The organism is Leptothoe spongobia TAU-MAC 1115, from assembly GCF_018739885.1.
Taxonomy (GTDB): domain Bacteria; phylum Cyanobacteriota; class Cyanobacteriia; order Phormidesmidales; family Phormidesmidaceae; genus Leptothoe; species Leptothoe spongobia.
Window position 1 is genome coordinate 39,287 of sequence record NZ_JADOES010000001.1, and the last position, 24,484, is coordinate 63,770.

The window sequence follows — 24,484 nt, forward strand, 5'->3', positions numbered from 1 at the left end:
TTGAGCATTGTTTTGTGATCGCAACAATCTTCCATAAGATTTTAGGTTGAAGGGATAATCTATCGGTTGTTTTTTGGGTTGGCTATGCGAATTTTGGTGATGGGTGGAACCCGGTTTATTGGGGTGTATTTAACACGATTATTAGTGGCGGCGGGACACGAGGTGACACTGCTAAATCGGGGGAATCGGCCTGCGCCTGAGGGGGTGGAAGTCGTTAAGTGCGATCGCAAATCCCCCGATGCGCTCAAGGCAGTCCTCACTGGCAAAGCATTTGACGCCATCTACGACAACAACGGTCGTGAACTCAGTGATACCAAGCCCTTGGTCGAACTCTTTGGCGGTACCGTCAGTCAGTTTATCTATATCAGCTCTGCCGGTGTCTATCTCAAAAGTGAGCAGATGCCCCACCTTGAGGGTGACCCCATTGATCCCGACAGTCGCCATAAAGGCAAGCATCATACCGAAGACTACCTAGTTCAACAGGGTGTGCCTTTTACCTCCATTCGTCCTGTCTACATCTATGGTCCCCAGAACTATAATCCTGTCGAAAAATGGTTCTTTGACCGGCTCAGTCATGACCGTCCTTTGCTGATTCCTGGTAATGGTAAGGCGATCACGCAGTTAGGTCATTGCGCGGATCTCGCTGAAGCGATGGTGGCCGTCCTAGGTAATCCCAAAGCTATTGGTCAGATTTACAACATTTCAGGCAATCGCTATGTCACCTTTGACGGACTAGCCCATGCTTGTGCAGCGGCCATGGGTAAACCTGAACCAGATATTCGCCATTACGACCCCAATCAGTTCGACTTTGGTAAACGGAAGGCATTTCCTATGCGAGTTCAGCATTTCTTTGCCTCAATTGATAAGGCTCAACAGGATCTAGGTTGGACACCTCGTTATGATTTGGTCCGAGGATTAAAGGACTCCTATGACAATGATTATTGTCAGTCTGAGCAAGCCGTGGACTTTGACCTAGACGGGCAAATCTTGGCATCTAGGTAGCCTGAGGCTGGGTCGCCCGCCCTACAACCGAAATCCAGGTTCGGTAACCCCCCCTTCAGAGAATCGCTCTGGATTAGCACTATAGTAGTGAGCTTTTAAGAAACCAAATTTTGAGGTTCGTTTAGAAGCAGCGCTATTGCTGGTTGATGGGAAATGATGATCAGCAATACCAAAGACATGATTCGCCGGAGCAATTGATATGGGAAAAGTAGTTGGTATTGACTTGGGGACTACAAACTCTGTAGTCGCTGTGATGGAAGGGGGAAAGCCCACTGTAATTGCAAACGCAGAAGGTTTTCGCACCACCCCATCTGTCGTTGCCTATGCCAAGAGTGGTGATCGCCTAGTGGGTCAAATCGCTAAGCGCCAGGCCGTGATGAATCCGGTAAATACGTTTTACTCGGTGAAGCGCTTTATTGGTCGCCGCAATGATGAAGTTGGCAATGAGTCATCGGAAGTTCCCTACAACGTTCTAAATGTCAACGGCAATGTCAAAATTGAGTGCACCAATGCTGATAAGCAGTTTGCACCTGAAGAAATTTCTGCCCAGGTCCTGCGTAAGCTAGCGGACGATGCTAGTAAGTACTTGGGAGACCAGGTCAGCCAAGCGGTGATTACCGTTCCTGCTTACTTCAACGACTCCCAGCGTCAGGCAACTAAAGATGCTGGTCGGATTGCCGGTCTAGATGTACTACGGATTATCAACGAGCCGACGGCTGCTGCACTCGCTTACGGTCTTGATAAGAAGAGCAACGAAACCATTCTCGTCTTTGACTTGGGGGGTGGTACCTTCGACGTTTCCATTCTGGAAGTCGGTGACGGTGTATTTGAGGTACTGTCCACATCTGGTGACACCCACTTAGGGGGTGACGACTTTGACAAAAAGATCGTAGATCACCTGGCAGAGCAGTTTATGTCCCAAGAAGGCATTGACTTACGTAAGGATAAGCAAGCGCTGCAGCGTCTGACTGAGGCCGCTGAAAAGGCCAAGATTGAACTCTCTAGCGTTACCCAGGCAGAGATCAACCTGCCCTTTATTACAGCTACACAAGACGGTCCTAAGCACCTCGACCTTACCCTGACTCGGGCGAAGTTTGAGGAACTAGCGTCTGACTTGATCGACCGTTGCGGTGTACCGGTAGAAAATGCCATCCGCGATGCCAAGCTGGCTAAGGGCGACATCAACGAAATCGTACTAGTGGGTGGTTCCACTCGAATTCCTGCGGTTCAGGAGCTGGTTACTAAGATTCTGGGTAAAGAGCCGAACCAGAGTGTTAACCCTGATGAAGTTGTAGCTATTGGTGCTGCGATTCAGGGTGGTGTTCTGGCTGGTGAAGTCAAAGACATTCTGCTACTAGACGTAACTCCCCTGTCTTTGGGTGTGGAGACTCTAGGCGGTGTCATGACCAAGCTGATCCCCAGAAACACCACAATTCCTACCAAGAAGTCTGAGGTGTTCTCTACAGCAGTAGATGGTCAGACCAACGTTGAAATCCACGTCCTCCAGGGGGAACGTGAGATGGCTAACGATAACAAGGATCTGGGGGTCTTCCGGCTAGACGGTATTCCTCCTTCTCCCCGTGGCGTACCTCAAATTGAGGTGATCTTTGATATCGATGCCAACGGTATTTTGAACGTGACCGCTAAGGATAAGGGCACTGGTAAGGAGCAGTCCATTAGTATTACTGGTGCATCTACTCTGTCCGATGACGAAGTAGATCGGATGGTTCGTGATGCTGAAGCGAACTCGACCGCTGACAAGGAACGTCGCGAGAAGATTGACATTAGAAACCAGGCTGACTCGCTGGTCTATCAGGCTGATAAGCAGATGGGCGAGCTGGGTGACAAAGTTTCTGATGAGGATAAGGCTAAGGTTGAAGCTGAGATTGCCAGTTTGAAGGAGGCGCTCGCAGCTGACGATGCTGACCAGATCAAAGCTGGTACCGAGTCCCTGCAGCAAGCATTGTTTTCCCTCAGTAGCAACATGTACGGTGCTACTGAGGCAGCGGCAGCGGCGGCTGATCCGGGAGCGGCTAGTGGCGGCGATGCTCCTAGTGATGGCGGTGATGACGACGTCATCGATGCCGAGTTCTCAGAAGAAGGCGACAAGTAACCTTCATCAACCACGGCGGTTATCCTCTGTCGGGAGCGCCGCCGTGGCATAGCCGACAAACTTGCTCCGGCTAGCAAGGGGGTGGATGGTTTTACCATTCACCTTTTTTTGTTATTTACGATACAGAAGCGCTCAGCTTAACGTCAGGCTGCATCGTACCACCTTCAAATTTGTTGCTTGTAGTTGCTTGTGTATGAAGCGAGTATCCCTAGATTACCAACCTTATTTCAGGCCAATTAGCGAAACGATGCTGTGCCCAGTGAAATACTCGATGGCGATCAAAATCAAGAAGCCCATCATGGCAGCTCGTCCATTTAGCTGCTCAGCATATTGATTAAATCCTTTTTTGGGACGTTCAAGGTTGGGGCTAAGGGATGGCTTAATATCAGTCACGGTGTTAGGCGCTGGGTTATATCTATCTATTCTCACTATCAAAGGGAGAGTTCGTCAATCAGTTTTCCCAGATGGGGCATTCTATTTTATGGACAATGCTTGCCCAGGATCAGCAATGCCCTGCCTTTTTGCAGGAGCGCTAAGCTATAGCTAGAGGCTAATTCAACAGCTATAGCCTTGGAATTGTCCAAAACTAACCCCTTTCAACTGGAGGTGCCCGTGCAAATTGGTGTACCCAAAGAAATTAAAAACCTGGAGTTTCGAGTGGGGCTCAGTCCTAGCAGCGTTAGAGCCCTGACAGAACAAGGTCATCAGGTTCTGGTAGAGGCTGATGCTGGTGTGGGAGCAGGATTTAGTAATGCTAATTATCAGCAGGCAGGGGCAACAATAGTTGCGGCGGCTGAGGCTTGGCAGCAGGCCATGGTAGTCAAGGTCAAAGAGCCATTGCCTAAAGAATATGACTATTTACAAAAAGAGCAGCTGTTATTCACCTATCTCCATTTAGCGGCTAGTCGCGAGTTGACTGAGGCCTTAATGCACAGTGGTGCTACGGCCATTGCCTATGAAACCGTTGAGAAAAACCACCAGCGGCCTTTGCTGACGCCCATGAGCATGATTGCTGGACGGCTATCGGTGCAGTTTGGCGCAAGGTTTTTAGAAAAGCAACAGGGAGGTCGCGGTATTTTACTCGGCGGTATTCCCGGTGTGACTCCAGGCCATGTGGTAGTGCTGGGTGGGGGTATTGTGGGCACCGAGGCAACCAAAATGGCGGTGGGTTTGGGGGCTCGGGTCACGCTGATTGATATCAACCTGGATCGCTTAAATCAGCTCGAAGAATTATTTGGCTCACGGGTGCAGCTGCTTTACAGTAACTCTGCCAATATTGATATGGCAGTGAGTCAAGCTGATTTACTGATTGGAGCCGTGTTAGTGCCTGGTCGGCGACCACCGACGCTGGTGTCGCGATCGCAAGTCCAACAAATGCCCGATGGTGCTGTCATTGTAGATGTTGCTGTCGACCAAGGCGGCTGCATTGAAACCGTAAGGTCCACCTCCCACAGTGAACCCGTTTATGTAGAGTCGGGGGTATTGCACTACGGTGTCCCCAATATGCCAGGGGCCGTACCCCGTACCGCAACCGAAGCGTTGAATAACAGCACACTACCCTATGTACTCAAGCTAGCCAACCTGGGCTTAGGGGCATTGGACACAGATGCGGCGTTAGCCGAAGGGCTCAATGTCGTCAGTCATCAGCTTGTACATCCAGCTGTACAAGCTACCTTTCCAGACCTAGCTTAACGTTGCAGATTTAACATGGCCTGGCGAGTTTGCATTTGCAGCCAGCCCACCTGCTCTTGTTTATCCAGGTGGGCCACAGGCTTTAGGGATATGGCCTTACTAATTCTGACATCGACGGCACGGTAGCGAGCGATGGACCGAGTATTGGTTAAGTCGTAATGCTGTGCCAGATGGGGACGTACTGCCGGTGGGATGCTAATGGGCTCTAATTTTTCTGCTTTGGGGATAATCATTGCCGGAATGACGGGGACCTGAGCCGTATAGGCGAGATGGGCAAATCCCGATTGCAGTTCGGCGAGGGGAGCCTCAAAGTCGTTGGCAAAGATATAGCCCTCACCCTCTGGGAAAATACCGAGTAGTTTTCCCTGCCGTAGTCGCTGTAATGCTTTTTTGATGGATGAAGGGGTAGGACGTCCTTCAGTTTTGACAGGGACCATGCCGGTCAGCTGGAGCACCTGGCTGGTAATCGGAACTGCTGTCATATAGTCGGCAACCATCCAGGCAATGTAGCGTGGTAAGGCCAGGGTGATTAAAAGTCCGTCGGTGTCAGAACGGTGATTGCAGACGAGGATAGCTGCTCCATGCTGGGGTAAGTTGTTGATGCCGTGGGTTGCGATCGCAACACCCCTCAGCAAAAAAGGGCGTAATAACCATCGCAGGCTATGGTAAACCGCTATTTGAACATCCATACCATCATCATTGAGAATGAGAGTGAACCTGACTTTAATCTAGGCTAACGCGTTACCTTCATACTCATGCCCACACCCCGCGAGATTTTAGACGCTTTACTACCGAACCTCAAGATAGCCGCAGGCTATGCAGCAAAAATGCAGGCCAGTATTGGTGCTCGCCCCGATAAGGTAGCCGCAGATCATAATTTGTTTGCCGAGGCTCTGACAGACGCAGATCTATCTATTCAGACCTTTATCGAAGTGACGATGCTGTCGCTGTTTCCAGACATTCGTTTCTATGGCGAAGAATTTGAGCAGACCTACAACACTAAGTATTTTCGGTCGATTGAGTTAGGTCCCCAGGATGACTATTTGGTTACCCTCGATCCCATCGATGGTACTCGCTTCTACATGGATGGCCATCCCAACTATCAAATTATTCTGACTATCCTCAATGCTGATAGTTTTGAAGCGGTCATTGCGCTCAGTCCAGCTTTCGATCGGTTTTACTATAGCCTGCGGGGCCAGGGGACATTTTTGGGCTCTCTAGCAGATGACCTCGATAGTTGTCAGCCCTTAAAGATCGATACTCCCAAAAATCAGGTCATTCTCAGTTGGACTATGGGCCATCTGGCAGACGCCTTACGTGAAAATTTTAGTGTGATCAGTGTTCAACCTGACTATTCCCGTGAAGTGGCTATTCCCAATACGAATGGTCTCCTGACCGGTGACTTGACCGGGGCGATTTTAGCAGCGGGTAAGTTTATCGATGGCGGTGCCCTGAGCTGGATGGCTCAGGAGATGGGCTATGTGTTGACTGACCATCAGGGAAATGAGCTACCGGCACTGCAGGATTGTGAGAATTATCAGTGGCCTGGGGTGGTGGTGGGTTCCTCGCCAGCGGTGCATCAGAAGCTACTGGACGTATTGGCCCAGCAGTAACGGTAATGGGGTGGGCCATGTCCACTGGGGTATTGGCAGAACTAAGGGAGCTACCGGTTGCTGTGCACAATGATGTGTTGCTTTATACTGATCTGTGCACGTTTTTTACCCACAGTGACGAGCAGGATCAGGCGCAAAGGTTATTCTTGGGGAGGGCTTTAGCGGATGCTCAAATCCAGAACCGTTCCCGTAAAATTCGTGACAAGCTAATCAACTTGCCTCAGTACACTGTCGAGGCCACTCTGGAAGCTATGGACACGGTGGGCGATAGCTTGGCTGCGTTTAAGGATGAGGTGAAACACTCAGCTCAGTATGCTCTGAACCAAACCTGGCATAAAATTTGCGAACGCTTAAAGCTAGAGGGCCATCGCGGCTCGGTTAGGTCCGTGGCCTTTAGCCCCCAGGGGGATCGGATTGTCTCCGGTAGCGCTGACAACACTCTGCGACTGTGGGATCGTGAGGGCAACCCCATCGGTCAGCCCCTAGAGGGCCATCGCGACTCGGTTTGGTCCGTGGCCTTTAGCCCCCAGGGGGATCGGATTGTCTCCGGTAGCTCTGACAACACTCTGCGACTGTGGGATCGCATCCGCTGGCAGGACTGGCTCCATGACTGTTGTAATCAGCTGCTGCACCACAGCGACCTGGTACGGCCTAAGACTGATGCGGCTAGGGGAGCTTGCCAAGTGTGTATGGACCAGGCCTGGACACGCCGTGAGCGGGCCGAGTTTTTAGTGGCCCAGGGGAAGGCGTTGGCGTATTACGAGCAGGATGCGGATGGGGCGGTAGCGAAGTTTGATGAAGCGTTAAGTCTTGACGGGACGGCGTTAGAGGTGGAGCCGAGGGAGCTGGCAGAGCAGATTAAAGGGTGGGGGACCTCTCCCTAAGTCCCTCTCCTGGGAGAAGAGGGACTTTGATGGAATGCGGTTAGAAACGATGGGGATTGAGTACTTGCCGATACATGACGCTACCTCTACCTCCCCTTCTCCTCCCAGGAGAAGGGGCCGGGGGATGAGGTCCTCAATCGCTCCGCTATCACCACCAATACCCCCTCCAACGCCTTTTCACTGGCCGATTGTTTAGCCACAGCATTGGCAGAGTGACGGATGATGCGAGACATTTTTTCCTAGACGGTGGCGAAGGTTGAGGCAGCGGTAGCGATTGATGAGACGACGTTAGAGGTAGAGCCGAGGTGCTGGCGGAGCAGATTAAGGGGTGGACCTCTCCCTAAATCCCTCTCCTGGGAGGAGAGGGACTTTGATGGAATGCGGTTAGACAGAGAGGGAGGTTGAGTAACTTACCGATACATGACGCTACCTCTACCTCCCCTTCTCCTGGGAGGAGAAGGGGCCGGGGGATGAGGTCCTCAACCGCTCTGCTATCACTACCAACACCCCCTCCAAATCCTCCTGCACCTGTTGATTCGTCACCCGCAGCACCTGCAATCCCACCGATTCCATCCACGCATCTCGTGCCGCATCCTTTTCCTGCTGCCGATCATGAATGGTGCCATCGACCTCGACGACTAACCCGGCTTCATGGCAATAAAAATCAGCGATAAAGCGATCGATGTTATGCTGCCGCCGAAATTTGTAGCCATATAATCGGCTAGCCCGCAAACATTCCCATAAACTTTGTTCCGCTGGCGTTTGCCGCTGGCGTAGTTCGCGGGCTCGTCGGAGTAGAATGGCGGGAATCTGACGGTGGCGGCCTGAGATAGCAGAAAGGTTTGGATCGGTCATGGGCTTAGGGTAGACCTCTCCCTAACTCCCTCGATTGGGAAGAGAGAGATTGTTGAACCGCTGTAGGGCAGATTCTTTGTTTTAGAGGGCTTTAGCATCATTGGAAGTGTTGCTCGAAACCTCAGTTTTCAGCATTGGAGCAAAAAAAAGGATAGCCATTGGCTATCCTGACTTAATCGCGATTTAACTGGAGAAAACCTACTTGAGCTAATCTGTCTGCTAGACGATGAACTAAGGATCTGTCTGAGAGCTAACCCAAGCTGTACATCCCTGGGGATGGTTGCAACTGGGCATGACACTTCCAGCAGAAAGTCACCGTCCTAAGGAGCTAATAACATCGAGACCGCACCTAGTTCGCTATCTTGGGTAAGCAAATTACCCTCGGTATCGTACAAATACAGATCGATATCCAGACAGTGCTCATTGCAAGTGGCCGTAATTGTGTCACCGGTTGTGAAATTAGTTTGAACCAGTTCTGATTCGCCATTGGCGAGTCAGAAGGTCAACTCTTGAGCCTGAGCGGGAGACACGCTTAAGAACGTAGTCAGGGATGCAATTGCAACCAGGTATGAACCGTTCATAGGCTTAGTCAGCCCCTTAAAATTACGTAACACTATGGTTCCCTGTGAACATGCTTTTCCTCGTGGTGAAATATGCGGAACCTTTATATGAAGAGTTCTTGGGGCGTTCAGAGTACTTGAGGTGGTTATCGAGTTTGAAAGATATTCTGCACCATTTGCTTATCAGAATTGGCGGCGGCTCGGTCCAACTCATCAATTTCGCCTGGGCTCAGCCGCCAACCTAAAGCACCGATATTTTGTTTAGCCTGATCGAGACTTTTGGCTCCTGGAATTGGAGTAGTCCCTTTGCAAATGCACCAGTTCAGAGCGGTTTGGGCCATCGTCTTATCTCGTTCTATGGCTACTTCCCGCAAACAATCGAGCAGCGGCTGAATGCCTGGTAACAGCTGTCGAAATAAAATACCTCTTAGCCCCTTTGGTTTCGGTGTATCTACGCCATACTTACCTGTAAGTAACCCTAACCCAAGAGGACTGTAGGCAATCATCTGAATACCAAGTTCGTCACACACCTCTTTTAATCTCAGATCGGTGACTGGAAATGTGGATAACAGCGAATACTGTACTTGCAAACAGGTGATGGGCACTCCTCGTTCGGCAAAGCGTTTGTGTACCCAATGTAGGCGTTTGGGACCATAGTTGGATAGACCGACACCTTTGACAAGGCCTTGCTCGTACAGATCAGCGAGACCATCTAACAGAGGGCCTTCCTGCCAAGGAAAATAATTGGCCGTAGGCCAGTGCATTTGAGCAATGTCCAAACGCCCCATGCGTGCTTTTGATGCTTGACCGGCTTGGGCCATCATGCCGCGTGTCAATCGCCAGGGATAGGCGGCTAGTTTGGTTGCTAGGCAGATTTTGTTTTGATTGGGTCCTTGGTAAGCCTGGCTAAACTGGCCTAATAGCTTTTCACTTTGTCCCTTCAGCTTTCCTGTCCCATAGGAGTCGCCTGTATCAAATAGGGTGACTCCATTGTCAACACAATAGTTAAATACCTGTTGCAGGTCAGCATCCATGCTTTCGTCATAACCCCAGAGCAAACGGTTTCCCCAAGCCCAGGTACCACAACCCATTTCAGGCAAAGTAATCGTTGTGGCAGTGGAGACATTAGCAGGCATAGGGATGGGTAACGATGAATGACTAGATGCTGATACTGATTAGGAGCAGGAGCAGCAATGGCGACTAGATAAACCTATCGGTTTGGAGTAAATCCTGGCAAGAAATTATTCGGGATTTCTTATCTCTAGGTTTACAGTTCTGCTTTCAAAAAAGCTGTTGTTGATTGGTGATACGAAATCCGGGTTACCTGCGACCGATATCCCAGGGCACCCACAAGGGGATGCCCCTACAGGACTATCTGTTTTGAATCGGATTTGCTCAATTCGGATTTGGTATAAGATGACGCAGTCTAGACGGATGATTATTTGTCAGGACTTACCAGCTTAAATCCTCTCAAACCGCAGCAACGTTCAAAAAAACTGGGCTAGACTACGTCTAAATCATTTTATTGATAGGGCTGAGGCTGTGAAATCTTTTTGGTGGCTGGGTTGCTGTGGAGCGCTATTGGTGATCGGGGCTAGCCTGGGGCGGCATCATATTGTTTCAACTGGGTCGCCTGGGTCGCCTGGTCGAGCGATCGCACAAACCCCTCAGCTAACGACCCAAGCCAACGGGCAGTCAAACCAAGACCTGCTCACCGAGCTGGCCCAGGCTGATGTGATCTATTTAGGCGAAACCCACACAGACGCAGCCGACCACATGGCCCAGCTTGAGATCATTACAGCCATGCACCAGGCCCGTGGTGATATTGCCATTGGCCTCGAAATGTTTCAGCGTCCGTTTCAGTCAGTTCTGGATCAATACATTGCCGGTGAGATCACTGAAGCGGACTTAGTGGAGCAAAGCGAATACGAAACCCGTTGGGGCTTTGCCTGGGAGCTATATGCCCCGATTATGCGCTACGCCCAGAATAATCAAATTCCATTAATTGCGCTCAATACTCCGAGAGAAATCACCAAGAAGGTGGCCAGACAGGGGTTAGCCAGTCTAACGGGGGATGATTGGCAATATATCCCACCCATCGATGAAATCGACACCAGTGATGAAAACTATCAGGCCATGCTAGCCCAGGTATTTGGACATCATGGTGGTCATGGTAACAGCGGTCCCAGCTTTGAGAATTTCTTTGCCGCCCAGGTACTGTGGGATGAAACCATGGCGGCATCGGTCGCTGATTATGTCATCGCTGCTCCAGATACCCAGGTGATTGTGCTGGCTGGAGAGGGACATATTGTGTTCGACTTTGGTATTCCTAGCCGGGTGGAACGTCGTTTAGGGGAGGATCTGGTGTCCCATAGCGTACTACTTAACCCAACGTCCACATCCCCTGAGCTAGCTGATTTTTTCTGGTTTTCAGAGTCGACGACACCTGAGGTGGCTGAATAGTAAGCACATCTTTCAACTTCGCCCAAAGGTGCTGCTGATACGAAATCCTGACTGATAGCACCCGATATCGAAGGGCATCTACAAGGGAGTGCCCCTACAAGATTGTCCATCTTGAATCGGGGTTGAGGAATTTGGATTTGGTATTTTTCTTATTCCACTGGGATAAAGTCAAATCCTAGGCCAGAGCGTTCACCTGGTTGAATATGGACTAGCTGGGCCGCCCGGTTGCGATCGCCTGAGGGCAGAAAATGTACATTGCCTGTAGCTCCATCTGCTGAGAAATTCGCTTCATGTAGGGTTTTGCGGATGCCTTCACGACTGGGGTCTTCGAGCAGAGCTGCACCGAGGGCTGCGATCGCATCATAGGCCATGGCGCTGCGCCAACTAACATCACCACCCCAGATGTCACGTGCTCCCGTCACAAACTCAGAATTTGGATCCGACAATACATGCCAGGGAACGGCAACGACTAATCCCTCTGCATTAGCTCCCCCATCTTCTAAAACCCGAGGATGATACAGATCATCACCGCCAATTAAAGGAAATTCTTGATTTACCGCCGCCATCACATCAAGGGAGGGATCTAGCGTATCTGTACTAGATGCCAACATAATCACATCTGCCCCTTGTTCCTTGGCTAGGGCAATCTGCTTATCCGCATCAAAATTAGAAGAATCGGCAAGATCATACTCGGTCATCACCTCACCACCATCACTAAAGACAGACGTGGCAAACTCACTTTTCAGCGAAAGGCTATAGGCGCTATTGGAATCGTAATAAAGAATCGCTTTTTGCGCTCCGAGATCATTGATCATGTAGCGAGCCAAAGCAGCAGCGGCAAAGCTATCACTGGGCACTGTCCTTAAAACATAAGGACTAAAGCCAGATAACTCTACTGACGTACTAATGGCAGACACCATGGGCAGTTTGCCCTGGTTATAGACAGGAGCTGCCTCTAAGGTAACGCCACTGCTGTAATGACCGAGGACACCTAAAACCTCAGATCGTTTCACCAAGTCGGTGGCTACAGATTTAGCAATGCTTGGGTCATTATCATCATTGGCAATCAGAATCTTGATAGGAGTTCCACCGGCCCCAACCAATTGATTGAGTTCTTGTTGTGCCTGCCCTGCCCCCCGCAAGATTTCTAAGCCGATCTCACTTGTATTCCCAATCGGTGCAATCACCGCCAATGTATGGGCAGGTTTCTCACCAATACGGGCGTTATTTAGATATATAAATGCTTCAGGATCATTGCGATTCTCATTTAAGGCGGCTTCTAGGGCCGTAATAGCTGTTGCATAATTTCCGTCGGCATAGGCGGCAATACCTTGTTGCTTTAAATCTGAAGGATCAGGTAATAGACTCTGTGAGCCGTCACTCAATCGTTTTTCTAAAGGTGATGGTGATGGTGATTGAGGCTTTACTTTTACTTTTGGCTCTGAGCTTGATGTCGCAGCGACGTTGGCAGGTTTCCGACTAAACGAGCCTGAAATGCCCAAAAAGAAGATCCCTAGAATCCCAAACGTTGCTAAAAATAGGATTATTTCAAACTTGTAGTTTTTAAGTGTGCGCATGGCTCAGGCGGAAGAAGTTGAATTTAAAAATCAGCGAATCATTAACTCAGCCTGTCTAACCTCAACCATCCCTCATGGTTTACTTATCTGCTGAAGTTATTGGAGCTATGTTATTGCCAGTGAATATCTTATATACGCAGTAAGTTAGTAGACTTTCACATCATGTAACAAGTGACAGTAGTGTACCCAAGGCTGGCATAGACTTTGCCATTATTAAAGCTATGCTAGACCTACATATCAAAAGCCCTGCTACCGGAAGATAACAGGGCCTTTGATATGAATTGTAAAGTTGAAGCAATCGCTATTACATCGCGCTTAAGCGATACATTTTAAACGCTTCATCGATTCAGGACATAGATCTGTATCAAGGGCTAGTTTATTTAACTGACACCTTAGCACCAGCTTCCTCAAGTTGCTTCTTAGCGGCTTCAGCATCATCCTTGGAGACGCCCTCTTTGATCGCCTTGGGTGCACCCTCAACAATCGCCTTGGCTTCTTTGAGGCCCAGACCAGTCAGGGCACGAACAGCCTTAAGAACGGCAATCTTGTTGCCACCGAAGTCTTCGAGCACTACATCAAACTCAGTCTTCTCTTCAGCTGCTTCACCAGCACCAGCGCCACCGGCACCAGGAGCCATCATCATCATGCCACCAGCAGGTGCAGCAGCACTTACATCGAAGGTTTCTTCGATTTGCTTAACGAGTTCAGAAGCTTCTAGTAAAGTTAAAGACTTCAACTTTTCCAAAATTTCATCAGTTGCAGCAGACATGGATTTCTCCTTGATTAATTACAAAATGAATAGGCAATGGACCAAAGCTGGAACTTATTCGCCGCCGTCTCCACCTTCCTTGTCGACATAGGCTTGCAGACCACGAGCAATAGATGACGGGACTTCCTTGACACCCACTGCCACTTTTGTTGCCAGAGCATTGAGGGCACCTGCAATACGTGCGTATAGCTCTTCCTTGCTAGGTAGATCGGCTAGAGCTTCTGCTTCTGCACTGGTCAGAGTTTGTCCTTCTAGTACGCCACCACGCAGTTTGGTTTTCTTCGTGTCTTTCTGGAATTTTTTGTATTCCTTAACGACACTACCAATGTCTTCTTTGGTCAGTAGTAATGCAGTCGTATCCTTGAGGAACTCCTGTACAGGCTGCCAATTTTTATCGTCTTGAACCGCAATTTTGATTAGGGTGTTTTTTGCAATTTTGCAAGTACCGCCCTTCTCTCGAATACGGTTACGCAGATCGCTAATTTCAGCAACCGTCAGACCTTTGTAGTCAATAACAAAAATTGATTGGGTGTCGCTTAGGAGATCCTTAAGCTCAGCAACAATCTCTTTTTTGTTTTCTAGGGTTCTCCCCATTCGGATCTCACCTCCTTGATTGCGGGGATAGGTTGAAAATATGGCCAACTGCAAACTCAACCTAAAACACTCGACTGACAATGAATCTTGAGATCTAAAAAGGCCTCAGCTAATCGCCGAGACCCAAAGATGAGCGCTACTAACACCCATGCTCTACACCTCGGCAGGATATTAAGCAAAATGCACCTGCTGTCTTCGAATGCTTATTTGGTTGTTGGATGTCTTAGAGCAGTAGCAATATCTCCAAAGCTTTTATCTGTTGATTATCTCAACAGAGTGGATTAATTTATGCAGCGGATTCTTCCAGTTGAAGATCGCGCAGTGCACTAATATCCATTTTAATCGCAGGACCCATAGTAGCAGCTACTGACATTGTGCGCCAGTAACGACCTTTGGCTCCAGAAGGACGATTTCGATCAATTGTCTCTTGCAAAGCCTTTAGGTTGGTCAGTAGGTCTTCTGCGGAGAAATCAGCTTTGCCAAACATGACGTGGACAATGCCAGACTTGTCTGCTCGAAACTCCAATTTACCTGCCTTAAAGTCGTTAATCGCCTGGGCTAAGTCAAAAGTTACCGAACCACCTTTGGGGGATGGCATCAAACCACGGGGACCCAGGATACGTCCAAGCTTGGCTACCTTGGGCATCATGTCAGGTGTAGCGACAAGGATGTCAAAATCCATCATGCCTTTTTGGATTTCGTCGATCAATTCCTCAGAACCTGCCAGATCGGCACCATTTTCAGTAGCTTCGGCCACCTTTTCGCCACGAGCAATGACCGCAACCCGAACAGCTTGACCAGTACCGTTAGGAAGAGCCACAGTAGTACGCAACTGCTGATCAGTATATTTAGGATCAATGCCTAGGCGGATGTGAGCCTCAATTGTTTCAGTAAACTTTGCAGTCGCTGTTTCTTTGACTAACTGCATTGCCTCTAAAGGCTCGTAAAGCTTGTCCTGCACTTTGGTCTGCAGCTCTTTTAAGCGGCGCGACACTTTTTTCGCCATAAGTTACTCCTTGGGGTGATAGCGAAGTATGAGTTCTTCCCCAGATTGATTTTCTGATACTTTCAAAAAGTAAAATACGTGTACTGAATTAATCAGACACGGTGACTCCCATATTGCGGGCGGTGCCTTCGATGATGTTCATCGCTGCTTCAACGTCATTAGCGTTGAGGTCAGGCATTTTCATCTCAGCAATTTCTTGCAATTGGGCACGGGTGATTGAGCCAACTTTTGTTTTGTTTGGCTCACCAGAACCCTTCTCAATCTTTGCCGCTTTTTTGATCAGCACAGAGGCTGGCGGTGTTTTGAGAATAAAGGTGAAACTTCTGTCTTCAAAAACAGAGATTTCAACCGGAACAATTAGTCCAGCTTTGTCAGAGGTCTTAGCGTTGTACTCTTTGCAAAACGCCATAATGTTGACCCCGTGCTGACCCAAGGCGGGACCAATTGGCGGTGCAGGGTTCGCTTTTCCAGCTGGGATTGCCAGCTTAATAAGGGCAACTACCTTCTTCGCCATTGATTAACTCTCTTTTTGCACTTGGTTAAATTCCAGCTCAACGGGGGTATCACGACCGAAAATCGATAACAATGCCTTTAGCTTGCTCCGTTCAGGACTGACTTCAATGACTTCGCCACTAAAGTCCTTAAACGGACCAGACAGCACCAAAATTTTGTCACCTTCAGCCATATCAACTTTGACTACGGGTGCTTGCTCTTGGGTCTGCTTAAAGATACGCTCGACCTCCGCTCGACTCAAAGGCATGGGTTTAACATGCCCTCGCCCACGTCCAGTGGCACGGCGCTGTTCAGCACCGACAAAGTTAATGACATGGGGGGTGTTTTTGACCACTTGCCATACGTCATCCTCTAGAATCATCCGGATGAGGACATATCCAGGAAAAACTTTTTCCTCAATATTCTGACGACTACCATCCTTGCGCAACTTAACCGCAGGGGTTTGCGGTATTTCAATTTGAAAAATGTACTGGTTAACGCCCAGAGTAATAGCCCGTTGCTCAAGATTGAGCTTGACGCGCTTTTCACATCCGGAGGCTACTTGTACTGCATACCAGCGAGACTGAGACTTCCTTGGCTCGTCGGGAACCGCAGAGTCATTATTATCTGCTGTATAGTTTGGATCGTCAGAAGCGTAAGTCATTAAAACACCTGCCTAGAAGCCCAACCAAAGAGTTTATCCACTAAGTAAATAAGTGTCGCAGACACACCCACCATTAAAATTACAGCCGCCGATTCACTAATCAGCTGCTGTCTGGAGGGCCAAACTACTTTACTTAACTCTTCGCGGGTGCCTTTAACAAAAGACCCTGCATCAAATGAGTCAGAGGAGTCGCTTGCCTGCTTGTCCACTACTTTCTTAGCGTCCTTTTTGACCACGTCATTAGCTTCCTTGTTTCCTACATCGAGCCTGGTCGATTTGGTCATCAACCTAGAGCTATCCAAGCAAAAATTCTACCTAAAGCTTATTGCTTTGGAGAGAAAGAAAAACCTCTTTCCCTTTTCAGCAATAAATCTAAATGCTTCAGGCAGAACTTATGCTAATCGCTCAGCGCGCCCTGGAGGACTCGAACCCCCGACATTCGGTTTTGGAGACCGACGTTCTACCAACTGAACTAAGGACGCACGACTCTTTGAACTTGTCCCATTGTAAGGCTTAACCTGCGGGCTTTAGATGCCCTAGGGTTATTTATTTTTTGCCTGATTTTTCGATGGGACGGTCAAAGCGCTGTTTCAAGCGAGTTGCTTTACCAACGCGATCGCGCAGGTAGTACAACTTAGCACGACGCGCTTTACCTCTACGTAAGACCTTAATATTGGCCACGCGAGGTGCATGAAGTAAGAAAACACGCTCTACACCCACACCTTGAAAGATGCGACGTACGGTGATCGTCTCGTTGATACCACCATTGCGCATCGCAATGACAGTGCCTTCGTAGGGCTGCACACGTTCCTTACCACCTTCTACAATTCGGACACCGACCCGAACTGTGTCCCCAACATAGATTTTGGGGACATCTTCTTTGATATGTTCCGCTTCTATTGAGCGGATAATCTCCTCAGCGTTCATAAGCCCTGAAAAGCGCACGGTCTTTAATAGTAGGCCAACATGGTCATAAATACCAAGGGTTTTTAGGAAACCATTTTCAGGGTAGGTATGGCCCAACCAGCTAATAGGGCAGCAGGGAATGGTGAATGGGCAATAGGGGGATGGAGCAAGAATCTTGCATACTATAGAGTATGAGTTGGATAATTCGACTTTCGATATGAAGCCCTCCTTACAAAACTCAATCACCCACTATGAATGTTTTAGGTAATTTGCTTTCGCGAGCTTTGGCTGTTCCAGTCATGGTAGGACCGCGTAAACATCAAGGGATTGAGTTAAAGTCCGAGCCGGAACAAGAAACGATGCGGCAAGCGGGTCGGATTGTAGCGACGGTGCTCAAGGAGATTTCTGAACTGGTGCAGCCGGGGATGACGACGGCGGATTTGGATGATCATGCCGAGCGGCGGATTCGAGCAATGGGGGCTAAGCCTAGTTTTAAGGGGTATCACGGTTTCCCAGGCTCTATCTGTGCCAGCATCAATGATGAGGTGGTGCATGGTATTCCCCGCAAGCGTAAAGTCATCAAGGCTGGGGATTTACTAAAGGTTGACACTGGGGCCTACTACGACGGGTTTCACGGTGATTCTTGTATTACGATTGCAGTCGGTAAAATCAATACCAAAGCTCAGAAGCTGATGGATGCAGCTGAGGCGGCCCTCTATGCCGGTGTGGCTCAAGCACTCCCAGGTAAAACGCTACTGGATATTGCTGGAGCAGTTGAGGACAGCATTCGGGCGAGTGGCTATACCGTGGTTGAGGAGTTTACTGGCCATGGTGTGGGGAGAAATCTGCATGAGCCTCCATCAGTGTTTAATTTTCGGACTAAAGAACTGCCAAATGTGACCTTAAAACCGGGTATGGCTTTGGCAATTGAGCCGATCCTCAATGAGGGATCTAAGGTAACGCGAACCCTGAGGGATCGATGGACCGTGGTCACGTGCGATCGCAAACTTTCTGCCCAGTTTGAGCATACCGTCCTCATCACTGAAGACGGTCAAGAAATTCTGACTGATCGCTCCCAGATATAGCCTAGAGAAGGATTTCAGTATGACTACTATTACCGTCTAAAGGGACTGGGGCTATTGTCTTCCTCCAAGAAGTTCCGACTCCCTTCTGGCGGTGTCGGAGTTGTCCTGGGTTGGGTTGTCGTTTCTGGTGATGCTACACCTAGCTTGGCTAAACTAACGCAAGCGTCCTCGTTATATTTCACTTCAACGGGCACAGCATAAATCTTCTGGACAGCTTCATCGGGAAACTCACTATAATCCTTGATTTTACCTAGAGCAATATCGTTAAGAAATGGATAGCCAGAACTGCGAAGGAGAGTGGGCTCGGTAGCAATTTCTCCAGTTGCATCCACAACAATGCCGACTAAACCTGTTTTTGGTAACGGGCTCAGACATCTGTAAAGCTGTCGAGGGCCATTATCTTCAAGCATGAGGGGATAGCTGATTTCTAACGACTTTTCCAGTTCATGGATAGCTGACACTTGGATATCTGGCTGTCCTTCTAGCGTTGTTAGCCATGCCTGCTGAGCTTCGGCAGTGGCCACATCTCTCGTTTCTTGCAAACTGTACTGCAAACGAGCCAGGAAATCTTTTAGCAACCGGGGCACGGCTTTAGCGTCTGTGCCATCTCTCAGTGCCGTCAATGTTGGTGGTTTCTGAGTAGCAGACTCTCCTGTGGGGACAGTCACCGGCACAGGGTCAGAGCCAGTGTTTGTATTGTTGGGTAGATCGGGTAATCCAGGGGTTGGGGTATTACGAGCCGTTTGATTTGAACGGTTGTTTCTACTATTGCTGCGATTATTCGTGGTCCGACTGCCAGTATTAGAGCCACGGTTAGACGACGAACCGCTGCTAGTAGAACGTTGCTGACCACCTTGAGAACGAGCCTGAGATCGCTTCTGTTGATTGTTAGAATCAGTACCAGGCTTACCACCAGTTGGCGCTTGAGTAGTGGTTGCTGGACGAGCCGTAGCTAGACGATTAGCCGTAGCTTTAGGCGCTACCGTCTGACCAGCGCTGGGTTTTGCTGCTTTAGGCGGAATTCGAGTAACCGAAATACTTTCCCCTTCTGGATCAGGTGCAGGCACCAGGCCTTCAGAGGAACCACCGGCAACTGGAATCAGCAACAGTCCTGCATGCAGACCCGCTGCCAGCAGAAAAATAGGATTAAAAAGGAGTTTCAAAGCGTTCATGGCAGTGCGGGCAAACAATAAACAAAAGCCAATATATCCAGCTTAAACAATGGGAATGATGTTTCTGAAGTGAACTATTCCAAATATCTAACTGATTGTGTAAGGCATGGTTAAGAGAGTATCCAAGTCCAGGATGTGATTATCCCTGACGTGGATCGGCTGGCCAGACAAACACTAGCGTCGTCCCCTTTAAATCGATTAACGAGATGTAGTTCACTGGCTGTCCATCAGCAGAATAAACACCATAGAAAGGATGACCGCCATACAGGCCTTCATCCACCTGACTCATACCCGCGCTGGTCAAAGCCTGTCCTAATCCTTCACGGCTCACCAGTTCAATATTCCTAGAGATTTGCTTAAACGTGGCTTCGGGCAATGGCAAATAGGTGCCAGCATTGATGCTATCAGTCGTGAAAAAGGCATAGGGGTCAACCACATTCGTTATATCATCCGCCCTAAACCCCATTAAGACTGAATTTGTCGGGTCAATGTTTAACCATTGATTAGTGACATCAAAATTACTGGTTCCTTCACTTGAAGATCCTAAGAATTGACTTAAGCTGCTATTTAGAGCTGATTGCTGAGCTGGGTCAAAGGCAAAGGACTGTTCATCACCGTTATCCTCAAATTCATCGCCAACGTCATCCTCAAATTCATCGTCGAAATCTTGGTCGTCAATAACGTCCTCAAGTTGCTCAGGCACCTCTGTCAACACAGGTGGAGCGACAACGGTCGGTGGAGTCGCCTCTGGTGGTGGAGCTTGTGGCTCTTCTGGTGGTGGAGGAACCGGTTCTTCCGGGGCCAAGATATCACTGAGACTAACAGCTTCAATGGGGACTTCCTCTTCGGGTTCAGCCTCTACCACCGCTTCTAATTTAGGTACCGAAAGATCAACAGCAGGGAGTATCAGCAAAGCTCCATGGAAACCCAAGGCTATCCACACAACTGGACGTCTGAGAAAAGTAACTCCATAGGTTGAGACCTGAGCAGTTACATCCGGTAATGCCTGAACGAACAATATTGGCTGCATGATCAGGCTTTTTGCCGTCTTGACCAAACAATTGCCAGATTCAGGAGGATTAATACTTACCATGGGTTAGAGCACTGCGTAGTAAATACCAAGGAAACCTTGGAGGAGCGAACATTCCCCCAAGGCAAAAATGGTTGATGCACACTGAGCGTGTGAAATTCAAAAAAAACTTAGAACACCTATCCTTAGGACACCTATTGCCATGTCCTAAGGATGAAATCAAACGCTCATCAACAATTAGTTGAAGATAGTGTTTGCGTCTGTGTCGTAAGCTTCGAGAGTAGAATCGGTTGCATCTGTAGGCAGAGGAACATAACCAACTTCAAGGATCAAATCACCTGCAGCAGCTTGCTCAAGGTAGAAAGAAACGAAGTCAGCAACACCAGTGCTAGAGTCTGCTAGAGCTGCAGTATTTACATAGATGAAGATAGGACGACCAAGGGGCTTGTAAACGTCAGCTTCAACGTTAGCTACGGTAGGCTCAACAAATGCCTCACCGTTGTAGATGTTGGCTGCACCCAGAATCTCATCATTCTCTAGGTAGTAAGCTAAACCGAAGTAGCCAAGAGAGTATTCGTCACCAGCAACACCACGTACAAGGACGTTGTCATCTTCACTAGCAGTGTAGTCAGCGCGGCTAGCACCTTCTTCACCGTTGACCTTCTTAGTGAAGTAGTCAAAAGTACCGGAGTCAGTACCAGGACCAAACAAGCCGATTTCCTCATTGGGCCAAGCAGGATTAACCTGGTTCCAACGAGTGATAACGCCTTCAGCAGCAGGGTCCCAGATAGCGTTTAACTGTTCAACAGTCAACTCAGTTGCCCAATCGTTGTCAGGATGAATAACAACCGTTAGAGCATCGTAAGCAACGGGAACTGCAATGTACTCGATGCCAGCTTCAGCACAAAGCGCTTTTTCTTTGTCTTTGATGGGGCGAGAAGCATCAGAGATAACAGTCTCACCAGCACAGAATTTCTTGAAACCACCGCCAGTACCGGAAACACCAACAGTGATGTCTGCACTGCTGTTTACAGTGGCGTACTCTTCAGCCATCGCTTCAGTGATGGGGAAAACAGTACTAGAACCATCAATGGCAATAGTCTGAGCAACTGCAGATGTTGCAGTTAGAGCACCAGCAGTAGCTACTGCAGCTACTGTGCCGAAGAATTGAGCGAACTTAACCATAACTACACACTCCGTGGCTATTTGTTCAGGCCATGAAGCATGGTAACGATGCCACACTAAGACACCATTATCACCCAATTAAGGAGGGTTTTTGATTTGTTTAAGGCAAGGTAAAAAAAGAAGCTAAGCCGCCTGTGGTGAAATGCGACTTACCTTTCGGTAGAGTAATTAATAATTTGTCAACTGAATTTCAGCTCAATGTTAGAGCACAATGATGCACATAACATTGCTTTTAGTTAAAAACTCATAGAAATTTATAAACTCGACCGGATGTTCCCTCTACCAGAGGGATACGCCAGTAGTGTTCCCAAGCATATATGCAAACGTTCAACTCCATGAACATTTGTCGATATGTATTTATCGTTTCTAAACAAAAGTTGTGCTGCTGGTGGCTATATGTTGCCTTCAAGGTATCGATACCAGACAGCATTGCCGATGACAGTCAGTAGAAGAATGCTGCCGCCGCCTGCGATCGCAAGCATAGGATTGTAGCCACCGCGTGTGAGATTTTCCATCCACAAATGAGTCGTAGCTGAAGGAGTAATTTGATTGGCTAAAAATGGAGTCAGATAAATTAAAGCGCCACCACTCAGTAGCCAGCCCACCATGGATGCGAGCAGAAAAACTGTTTTGCCTTTGGTTTGAGTACTCATGACAATATTCTGTTTACTGAGCTGCTAAAGGGGTGCCACTTAAGCAGGCGTTTGCCATGGTGGCTCCGTCAAAGTTGGCATTGTCCACATGGGCGCACAGCAAATTTGCTTGGGTTAAATTGGCCCCTCTCAAAACAGCGCCGTTGAGATTTGCCTCTTCTAAATCAGCCCGCGATAAATCTGTCCCTGCAAGGTTAGCGTTGCTCAAGTCTGCATTTCGCAGAATGCAGCCAGCTAAGTTGGCCCCCCGTAAGTCAGCTCCCCGTAAGTCGGCAGCGACAAGGGTAAGATTGCTCAAAACAGCACCGGCTAAAAATGCTCCAGCAAAACTCGTATTTGTAGTGTCAGCCTCCAGTAAGATAGCGCCTCGGAGGTCGGCATTACGCAAGTCAGCATCAGTCAGGTTAGCGCCCATCAGGTCAGCGCCCCTCAGATTGGCCCGAAGATCGGCTTGTTTTAGCATCGCCCCATTAAGATTGGCTCCTTTGAGGTTTGCCTGGGCTAAATTAGCATTACTGAGGTCCATCCCAGCTAGATTGGCTCCCATCAATTCCTTGTTATGCCCTTGCAGAATAGCCTCTAGCTCGGATGGACTCATGGGGTGACCTCCTTGGATAAGGAAGACCATTTATTAGTCGTTGGGGCTTGAGATCGAATGTCTTCGAGCCATACTGTTGGCTGCTGACTGGGGCGTTCCGGTAGTTGTAGCATGCCAATTTCAGCTAGTCGTACGATGGTGCTCAGGGACTCGATTAGCTTGGGGTCAAAACGTCGATTGCTCAGTTTCTCACAGGCTGCTAACGCCTCACCGAGGGACATGGCAGACCGCTTACCTCTGGTTTCAGTGAGTTCTTGAAAATAGGCAACTAGTCCCAAAATTCTCGATTCTAGAGGAATATCTTCGCCTTTGAGGCCATTGGGTGTACCGCTGCCGTCCCAGTATTCTAGTTGATGGGTCACGATACGACTGACAGGTGTTAACTCAGGCATGGAGGACAGGAGCTGCCCTCCCAGAGCAGCGCGATCTCGCCAAAATACCAGGCTAGCCTGATCCAGATGATCAGCGGTTTGCTGAAAGATTTCCCTAGGAGCTTCAGCTAATCCAATGCGGAAAAGCAATCCCGCAAGGCGCAGGCGTCGGAGCCTGATGGTAGACAAATCAATCAGCTGACCTAACGTCTCTGCTAAGGCAGATACCTGTAGCGAAGCAACAGGATTGGCCAAGTCTCGTTCATCGATTTTTTGTACCATTCGCAAAAATGCCTGCAGCTTATTGGCAGCTAAATTGCGATTGAGCTTCAAAGCTTGTCCTTCTAGCTCCCACAGTTCGCGAGTTTGACGATTAACAGTAACCAATTGTTGTTGGCTACTCTGGAGGTAGTTAACAATGCGGGAAACGACACCACTTAAGTCAACACTAGTACCTGAGGGATTATTTTTGAGACCGTTAAAATGCTCTGTGAGTCGATCGGCAAGGGATGTATTGTAAGGGCGCATCCGATCGATCAAAATTTTGGCAGATAATTCTACCGACTGACGCTCAAAAGTCCAAAGACCATAAAACTTACGCTCCACGTCTATGGTTGGGATATTGTCGTTACGATAATCCTCTTCGGATAGCTCATGACACAGCACCATAGCTGCATAGCCAGGAGCCAAGATGATCAGGTTCCACTCTTCGGTGAGGCTATCATCTGCTTCGAGATCAACCAGATCGACATTAGGAAGTTGACTGGTGGCATGGTCGCTAAAGCCGCTGTCAGGAATGGCTGCGATCGCAACTTGCTGTGAACAATTAGCAATATCTCTATAGCGGTCAGCTTCTTGCAAATACCACTTACCTTGCTGGAACGTGACCAGTACTAATGGTTTAGCCCCATCAGACTGTTCCAGAATATGATCTTCTAGAGCATGGCAAAGAGCCACCAGCGTATTTTTAAAGTAAACACCATAGCTGGAGGGCATTTCACCCTCGGGCAGGGCGGCCTTGAGTTGATGAAGGGTAGCCTCAGAGTTCATAGAAACACGCTTAGTGAACCAAGATGAGCATCTGCTCCCAGAACAAAAAGCTGGTATATGCAGCCCCGAATTCTTACCAGATGGAGCTTATGCAGAAGCAGCTAAGTACTATCCATGATTTCATACTTTGATGAAAAGCGTGGTTAGTCC

Annotated in this window: 26 protein-coding genes, 1 tRNA gene and 1 other annotated feature; of the genes, 7 read left to right on the top strand and 20 right to left on the bottom strand. The window is 48.8% G+C overall.

What is annotated here, in order from left to right:
- The first annotated feature begins 84 nt into the window (after positions 1-84).
- The gene (locus tag IXB50_RS00185) at positions 85-1,002 is read left to right on the top strand and encodes an NAD-dependent epimerase/dehydratase family protein (protein WP_215606915.1); all 918 of its coding nucleotides are present in this window, start codon (positions 85-87) and stop codon (positions 1,000-1,002) included.
- A 199-nt stretch (positions 1,003-1,201) separates the two neighbouring features.
- Positions 1,202-3,115: a molecular chaperone DnaK gene (dnaK, locus tag IXB50_RS00190; RefSeq protein WP_215606916.1), complete on the top strand. Its 1,914-nt coding sequence runs from the start codon at positions 1,202-1,204 to the stop codon at positions 3,113-3,115.
- Between the two features lie 222 nt (positions 3,116-3,337).
- On the opposite strand, the gene IXB50_RS00195 is transcribed toward dnaK, so the two are convergent.
- Positions 3,338-3,508 (bottom strand): hypothetical protein, encoded by a 171-nt coding sequence (locus tag IXB50_RS00195; protein WP_215606917.1) that lies wholly within the window; start codon positions 3,506-3,508, stop codon positions 3,338-3,340.
- A 219-nt stretch (positions 3,509-3,727) separates the two neighbouring features.
- On the opposite strand from IXB50_RS00195, the gene ald reads away from it, so the two are divergent.
- Positions 3,728-4,807, top strand: coding sequence for an alanine dehydrogenase (gene ald, locus IXB50_RS00200; protein ID WP_215606918.1), 1,080 nt, complete (start codon positions 3,728-3,730; stop codon positions 4,805-4,807).
- Here ald and IXB50_RS00205 read toward each other — a convergent pair.
- Entirely contained in the window at positions 4,804-5,496 is a 693-nt protein-coding gene (locus tag IXB50_RS00205; RefSeq protein ID WP_215606919.1) for a lysophospholipid acyltransferase family protein, read from the bottom strand. The two genes, ald and IXB50_RS00205, sit on opposite strands and share 4 nt — an antisense overlap.
- Before the next feature lie 66 nt (positions 5,497-5,562).
- Between IXB50_RS00205 and IXB50_RS00210 the strand changes: the two genes are divergently transcribed.
- The gene (locus IXB50_RS00210; protein WP_215606920.1) at positions 5,563-6,420 is read left to right on the top strand and encodes an inositol monophosphatase family protein; all 858 of its coding nucleotides are present in this window, start codon (positions 5,563-5,565) and stop codon (positions 6,418-6,420) included.
- Complete coding sequence (locus tag IXB50_RS00215) at positions 6,348-7,304, top strand: WD40 repeat domain-containing protein (protein ID WP_215606921.1); 957 nt, start codon at positions 6,348-6,350, stop codon at positions 7,302-7,304. The genes IXB50_RS00210 and IXB50_RS00215 overlap by 73 nt, the downstream gene beginning before the upstream one ends.
- Positions 7,305-7,390: 86 nt before the next feature.
- Here IXB50_RS00215 and IXB50_RS00220 read toward each other — a convergent pair whose 3' ends face one another.
- From IXB50_RS00220 to IXB50_RS00230, 3 genes are all read right to left on the bottom strand, one after another.
- The gene (locus tag IXB50_RS00220; protein ID WP_215606922.1) at positions 7,391-7,537 is read right to left on the bottom strand and encodes a hypothetical protein; all 147 of its coding nucleotides are present in this window, start codon (positions 7,535-7,537) and stop codon (positions 7,391-7,393) included.
- A gap of 199 nt (positions 7,538-7,736) precedes the next feature.
- Positions 7,737-8,159 (bottom strand): endonuclease domain-containing protein, encoded by a 423-nt coding sequence (locus IXB50_RS00225; protein ID WP_215606923.1) that lies wholly within the window; start codon positions 8,157-8,159, stop codon positions 7,737-7,739.
- A 706-nt stretch (positions 8,160-8,865) separates the two neighbouring features.
- Complete coding sequence (locus IXB50_RS00230) at positions 8,866-9,855, bottom strand: aldo/keto reductase (protein ID WP_215606924.1); 990 nt, start codon at positions 9,853-9,855, stop codon at positions 8,866-8,868.
- A 406-nt stretch (positions 9,856-10,261) separates the two neighbouring features.
- Here IXB50_RS00230 and IXB50_RS00235 point away from each other — a divergent pair, with 406 nt between their 5' ends.
- Entirely contained in the window at positions 10,262-11,182 is a 921-nt protein-coding gene (locus tag IXB50_RS00235) for a ChaN family lipoprotein (RefSeq protein WP_326520689.1), read from the top strand.
- A gap of 149 nt (positions 11,183-11,331) precedes the next feature.
- On the opposite strand, the gene IXB50_RS00240 is transcribed toward IXB50_RS00235, so the two are convergent.
- From IXB50_RS00240 to rplS, 9 genes are all read right to left on the bottom strand, one after another.
- Positions 11,332-12,759: an ABC transporter substrate-binding protein gene (locus IXB50_RS00240; RefSeq protein ID WP_215606925.1), complete on the bottom strand. Its 1,428-nt coding sequence runs from the start codon at positions 12,757-12,759 to the stop codon at positions 11,332-11,334.
- 376 nt (positions 12,760-13,135) lie between these two features.
- Positions 13,136-13,528 (bottom strand): 50S ribosomal protein L7/L12, encoded by a 393-nt coding sequence (gene rplL / locus IXB50_RS00245; RefSeq protein WP_215606926.1) that lies wholly within the window; start codon positions 13,526-13,528, stop codon positions 13,136-13,138.
- A gap of 54 nt (positions 13,529-13,582) precedes the next feature.
- Positions 13,583-14,122 (bottom strand): 50S ribosomal protein L10, encoded by a 540-nt coding sequence (gene rplJ / locus IXB50_RS00250; protein ID WP_215606927.1) that lies wholly within the window; start codon positions 14,120-14,122, stop codon positions 13,583-13,585.
- Positions 14,123-14,208: 86 nt separating this feature from the next.
- Positions 14,209-14,338 (bottom strand) — a sequence feature (ribosomal protein L10 leader region).
- 70 nt (positions 14,339-14,408) lie between these two features.
- Positions 14,409-15,128 carry a 50S ribosomal protein L1 gene (rplA, locus tag IXB50_RS00255; protein WP_215606928.1) on the bottom strand — a complete coding sequence of 240 codons (720 nt, stop codon included), beginning with the start codon at positions 15,126-15,128 and terminating at the stop codon, positions 14,409-14,411.
- A gap of 88 nt (positions 15,129-15,216) precedes the next feature.
- Positions 15,217-15,642, bottom strand: coding sequence for a 50S ribosomal protein L11 (gene rplK, locus IXB50_RS00260; protein ID WP_006518043.1), 426 nt, complete (start codon positions 15,640-15,642; stop codon positions 15,217-15,219).
- A gap of 3 nt (positions 15,643-15,645) precedes the next feature.
- The gene (gene nusG / locus IXB50_RS00265) at positions 15,646-16,284 is read right to left on the bottom strand and encodes a transcription termination/antitermination protein NusG (protein WP_215606929.1); all 639 of its coding nucleotides are present in this window, start codon (positions 16,282-16,284) and stop codon (positions 15,646-15,648) included.
- Positions 16,284-16,520 (bottom strand): preprotein translocase subunit SecE, encoded by a 237-nt coding sequence (secE, locus tag IXB50_RS00270; protein WP_215607057.1) that lies wholly within the window; start codon positions 16,518-16,520, stop codon positions 16,284-16,286. Before secE ends, nusG begins: the two co-directional genes overlap by 1 nt.
- 173 nt (positions 16,521-16,693) lie before the next feature.
- A tRNA-Trp gene (locus tag IXB50_RS00275) sits at positions 16,694-16,766 on the bottom strand.
- A gap of 64 nt (positions 16,767-16,830) precedes the next feature.
- Positions 16,831-17,211: a 50S ribosomal protein L19 gene (gene rplS, locus IXB50_RS00280; RefSeq protein WP_215607058.1), complete on the bottom strand. Its 381-nt coding sequence runs from the start codon at positions 17,209-17,211 to the stop codon at positions 16,831-16,833.
- 230 nt (positions 17,212-17,441) lie between these two features.
- Between rplS and map the strand changes: the two genes are divergently transcribed.
- On the top strand, positions 17,442-18,275 hold the full coding sequence (gene map / locus IXB50_RS00285) for a type I methionyl aminopeptidase (protein ID WP_215606930.1): 834 nt from the start codon (positions 17,442-17,444) through the stop codon (positions 18,273-18,275).
- Between the two features lie 29 nt (positions 18,276-18,304).
- On the opposite strand, the gene IXB50_RS00290 is transcribed toward map, so the two are convergent.
- From IXB50_RS00290 to IXB50_RS00315, 6 genes are all read right to left on the bottom strand, one after another.
- Positions 18,305-19,447, bottom strand: coding sequence for a hypothetical protein (locus IXB50_RS00290; RefSeq protein ID WP_215606931.1), 1,143 nt, complete (start codon positions 19,445-19,447; stop codon positions 18,305-18,307).
- A gap of 139 nt (positions 19,448-19,586) precedes the next feature.
- Positions 19,587-20,540: a hypothetical protein gene (locus tag IXB50_RS00295; RefSeq protein WP_215606932.1), complete on the bottom strand. Its 954-nt coding sequence runs from the start codon at positions 20,538-20,540 to the stop codon at positions 19,587-19,589.
- Positions 20,541-20,714: 174 nt separating this feature from the next.
- Positions 20,715-21,662 (bottom strand): PstS family phosphate ABC transporter substrate-binding protein, encoded by a 948-nt coding sequence (locus IXB50_RS00300; protein ID WP_215606933.1) that lies wholly within the window; start codon positions 21,660-21,662, stop codon positions 20,715-20,717.
- Positions 21,663-22,054: 392 nt separating this feature from the next.
- The gene (locus IXB50_RS00305; protein WP_215606934.1) at positions 22,055-22,315 is read right to left on the bottom strand and encodes a hypothetical protein; all 261 of its coding nucleotides are present in this window, start codon (positions 22,313-22,315) and stop codon (positions 22,055-22,057) included.
- A 13-nt stretch (positions 22,316-22,328) separates the two neighbouring features.
- Entirely contained in the window at positions 22,329-22,913 is a 585-nt protein-coding gene (locus IXB50_RS00310) for a pentapeptide repeat-containing protein (RefSeq protein ID WP_215606935.1), read from the bottom strand.
- Positions 22,910-24,334 (bottom strand): HD domain-containing phosphohydrolase, encoded by a 1,425-nt coding sequence (locus tag IXB50_RS00315; RefSeq protein ID WP_215606936.1) that lies wholly within the window; start codon positions 24,332-24,334, stop codon positions 22,910-22,912. The genes IXB50_RS00310 and IXB50_RS00315 overlap by 4 nt, the downstream gene beginning before the upstream one ends.
- Positions 24,335-24,484: the final 150 nt, after the last annotated feature.